General features: G+C 60.2%; 4 protein-coding genes and 1 pseudogene. All 5 read left to right on the forward strand.

What is annotated here, in order from left to right; all coding sequences use genetic code 11:
- Positions 1–276 (forward strand): annotated as a pseudogene (locus ACLQ62_RS07290) (hypothetical protein); the annotation flags it as partial.
- Positions 277–278: 2 nt separating this feature from the next.
- Positions 279–881 (forward strand): low molecular weight phosphatase family protein, encoded by a 603-nt coding sequence (locus tag ACLQ62_RS07295; protein ID WP_411720987.1) that lies wholly within the window; start codon positions 279–281, stop codon positions 879–881.
- Positions 882–891: 10 nt separating this feature from the next.
- A complete protein-coding gene (locus ACLQ62_RS07300) occupies positions 892–1,863 on the forward strand; it encodes a hypothetical protein (RefSeq protein ID WP_411720988.1) in 972 nt (323 codons plus the stop codon).
- Positions 1,854–3,704: a polysaccharide biosynthesis protein gene (locus ACLQ62_RS07305; protein WP_411720989.1), complete on the forward strand. Its 1,851-nt coding sequence runs from the start codon at positions 1,854–1,856 to the stop codon at positions 3,702–3,704. Before ACLQ62_RS07300 ends, ACLQ62_RS07305 begins: the two co-directional genes overlap by 10 nt.
- Before the next feature lie 14 nt (positions 3,705–3,718).
- Positions 3,719–3,982: DegT/DnrJ/EryC1/StrS family aminotransferase (locus ACLQ62_RS07310; protein ID WP_411720990.1), on the forward strand; the 264-nt coding region annotated here is incomplete at its 3' end.

A 3,982-nucleotide genomic window follows, 5' to 3' on the forward strand; every position in this document is an offset into this window, starting at 1 on the left:
ACCGGAGGCGTCATCATGGTCGCTGCGTCCGGCCGGACGAAGAAGAACGAACTCGCTGCAGCGGTTCGCACACTTGAGAGCATCGGCAGCAACCTGGCCGGTGTTGTCGTGACGATGCTCCCGACCAAGGGCCCCGATTCCTATGCCTACGGTCAGTACAGCTACGGCAAGTTCGAGGAGACGGAGCCTGCCGTCGAGCACGTCGCTGGTAAGAAGTTGAGCAAGAAGACTGCAGCGAGAGGGCGACGGACGCTGCGCGAAGCGAGGATGGAGTAGTCGTGACCGACTTCAATATTCTTACCGTCTGCTCCGGAAACATTTGCCGATCACCGATGGCTGAGCAGCTGTTGCGTGCCGGCTTGAATGCTTACCCGGGTGTCACTGTCACCAGCGCCGGCACCGTCGGCCTTGTCGGTGAGCCGATGGACGCACGCGCACTAAGCCTCGCCGCCAGTTACGGTGTCACGGATGCCACCAACCACGTCGCCCGAGAGCTCAGCGAGCAGCAGATCCGTGAATCCAATGTGGTTTTCGCAATGTCTCGTGAGCACCGACGAGCTATCGTGCAGCTTCACCCGCGCGCGTCCCGCTATACGTTCACGATCCGTGAGTTCGCGAGAATTGCCGCCGAGATCGAAGACGCTGATTTGACCGACGCGGCCTTGCTGCCGCGCGATGATATCTCTGGTCGATTCGCCGCGGCCGTCGAAGCAGCGGCTTCTCTGCGAGGCATCGTTACCCCGCTGCAGAACGCCGACGACGACGATGTCGTCGATCCATACCGGCGTTCAGACGAGGTCTACACACTTTCCGGTCAGCAGCTTGTCCCTGCCGTTGAGCGCACGCTCGCCTTCTTCGAGCGCGCGGCGTCTGCGGAATAGGAAGTTCCACATGGCATCGAGCAAATCGTTCGTCCGTCGTCCTGCAAGCGAGGGGCGCCGTAGATGGTGGATTGTTGCCCTCGGTCTGTTCCTGGTATTCGACATCGCTCTTGTCGCGTTCGCGCTCAACGCGAATAGCAGGCCAACCGCGACGGCTGATCGGAGTTCTGTAGAGCCCGCCTCGCCGTCGACGGCGCTAACTCCTTCTGCCACTCCAACTCCTTCTGCCACTTCAACGTCTAGCGTCGCGCCCGTCGTCGCCGTTCCGCAGCGTCTCCTCGCCGCAGTCAACGGCGACGTGGCCTGGCGCGGTGTGGTCGGTGCGTGCTCGGACGGTTCGTCCGAGCTTGAGTACACCGCTGATGGGGGCGCGACCTGGAATGTGGCCGACCCGGCACCGGCGACGGGCGCTACCGCGCTTGTCCGTGTGGTTCCCGAATCCTCATCCGAGGCGAATGTCGTCACACTCGACGCTGAGTGTTCACCGCAGCTTGTCGGCACTTTCGTTGCTGGCGATGCCTGGGAGGATTACTCCTCGAACATTGGCTCGTATTGGTACATCGACCCAGCAGACCGCGCGAAGGTTCACTCGCCAGGCGGCACCGTTGCGGCGCCGTGCGACTCGGCCGTTGCGATCGCAACTCGTTCAAGCTCGGAAGCGTTAGTACTGTGCGCGAACCAGACGCTCTTTGAGACCACCACGAGCGGAGCGGAATGGTCGTCAGCTATAAACGTTCCGGGCGTTGTCGCAGTCGCCGGCTCGGAAGACGGCTACGTAGTCGCGGTGGTCGCACAGGGGGAGTGCGCCGCCGCATCTATCGTCGCGTTGTCCGGTGAGACAGCGAGCGTTCCTCGTGGATGCTTCGGAGAAGAAGTAACGGCCGGCCAGACAGCGCTGGCCGTAGCGGACGACGGAACAATGTGGCTGTGGGCGGATGAACGAATTGCACGATCTGATGATGGGGGAACGACATGGGCGTAGAGCTAGATTCGAGGGACGATACCGAGGTTCGGAACGGCGAAGTGCCGCTAGTTCGATTCGGTGCCCAGTTCGTGCTCGACGCCGCCGCGTGGACGGTCGCGCTCCTCCTTGCCGTGGTCTTTAGGTATGAGTTCATGCTTGAGGAGATTGGTTGGACGGCGCTCTTCGTGCTCATAGTCCTGGCCGTTGTCCTCCAATTCGTCGTGGGATGGGGCTACGCCCTCTACAAGGGCCGCTACACATACGGGAGCTTCGAGGAGGTGCGTGCCTTAGTCTTCGCTGCCCTGAGCGTCTTCGCCATTCTCAGCATCCCGGTATTGATTTTCGGACCGATCATCGACATCGCCCGCAGCGCCACAGTCATCGCCTTCCCCATCGCGGTGATCCTCATGTTCGCCGTCCGCTACGCAAAGCGCCTGTATGTCGAGCACAAGTACAAGCCTGGGACCGAAGCGCACCGCACCATCATCTACGGAGCCGGTTATTTAGGGTCGACTCTCGTCCGACGTATGCTGACCGATCCCTCGTCGCAGTTCCTTCCGGTTGCGCTGATGGACGACGACCCTCTCAAATCTAATGTTCAACACCGCGGTGTGCGCGTGTTGGGTACACTTCACGACCTCCACAAGGTTGTCGACAAGACCCGCGCCACGGAGCTGGTGATCTGCATCGGGCGCGCGGATTCCGTACTCATTCGTCATATCTCCGACGCAGCCACCGCAGCGGGACTCCGGGTCAAGGTCTTGCCTCCGCTGGAAGATCTTTTGAATCGCAAAACTAGCCTGGCCGACATGCGCGATATCTCGATTGAGGACCTTATTGGACGGCATCCCGTCGACACCGAGGTAGAGACGATCGCGGGCTATCTAAGGGGCAAGAAGGTACTGGTCACGGGTGCAGGCGGGTCTATCGGCGCTGAACTGTGTCGACAGATAGCCAAGTACGGGCCGTGTGAATTGATCATGCTTGATCGGGATGAAACGGGTCTCCAGGGAGCACAAATCGGCATTTCTGGCCACGGGCTCCTTGACACAAAGGACGTCGTTCTCGCTGACATTCGCGATCAAGAGGCGTTGGCAGAGATTTTCACCGAACGTAGCCCGGATGTGGTTTTTCACGCGGCGGCGCTCAAACACCTTCCCATGCTGGAGCAGTACCCCGACGAGGCCTGGAAGACTAACGTCCTCGGCACGCTGAATGTATTGGAAGCGGCCCGGTCCGCCGGAGTGTCCACTTTCGTGAATATTTCGACAGATAAGGCCGCGAACCCGACCAGCGTGCTCGGGCACTCGAAGCGCGTTGCTGAGAAGCTCACCGCGTGGATGGGCCAGGAAACTGGTCGGACTTATTTGTCGGTGCGATTCGGCAATGTCATAGGGAGCCGGGGTTCGATGCTTCCGACTTTCACATCGTTGATTGAGTCGGGCGGCCCGCTGACCGTAACCCACCCTGATGTCACCCGATTTTTCATGACGATCCCCGAAGCCTGTCAACTCGTGGTCCAGGCGGGAGGCATTGGCAGCGCTGGAGAAGTCCTCATCCTCGATATGGGTGAGCCGGTCAAAATACTGGACGTCGCACAGCGCATGATCTCGATGTCCGGTAAAAACATTGAGATCGTGTTCACGGGTCTCCGCCACGGTGAAAAGCTTCACGAGGAGTTGATCGGCCAGAATGAAATCGACGAGCGCCGACTCCACCCAAAGATTTCGCACGCACGTGTCGGAGGCATCTCGCCGGAGCGTCTCGACAAACGCGGATGGGAAGATCGGATGTTTGCATCGCCCCGAAATTCTGACACCAGGATTCTCGAGCGGCTGCCGGCCGGTGATGCCAAGTGAGCGAGCGTATTTACATGTCGGCCCCGGATGTCGGAGAACTGGAAGAACGGTACGTCGTTTCTGCCATTCGCGGGGGATGGATCGCTCCTCTGGGACCGGACGTAGATGCGTTTGAAAGCGAGCTAGCAGCGCGCACTGGCGTCAAATTCGCCGTCGCTTTGAGCTCCGGTACGGCAGCCCTCCACCTCGGACTACTGGGAATGGGGGTGAAAGCAGGGGACGTCGTACTGACGTCAACGATGACGTTTGCTGCAACAGCGAACGCGATTGTCTACACC

Origin of the sequence: Mycetocola sp. (assembly GCF_046716805.1) — a bacterium.
Taxonomy (GTDB): domain Bacteria; phylum Actinomycetota; class Actinomycetes; order Actinomycetales; family Microbacteriaceae; genus Mycetocola_A.

What these genes read in the sequence shown, in the direction of transcription:
- ACLQ62_RS07300 (WP_411720988.1), top strand. Translation starts at nt 892, where the DNA reads ATGGCATCGAGCAAATCGTTCGTCCGTCGTCCTGCAAGCGAGGGGCGC.
- ACLQ62_RS07305 (WP_411720989.1), top strand. Translation starts at nt 1,854, where the DNA reads ATGGGCGTAGAGCTAGATTCGAGGGACGATACCGAGGTTCGGAACGGC.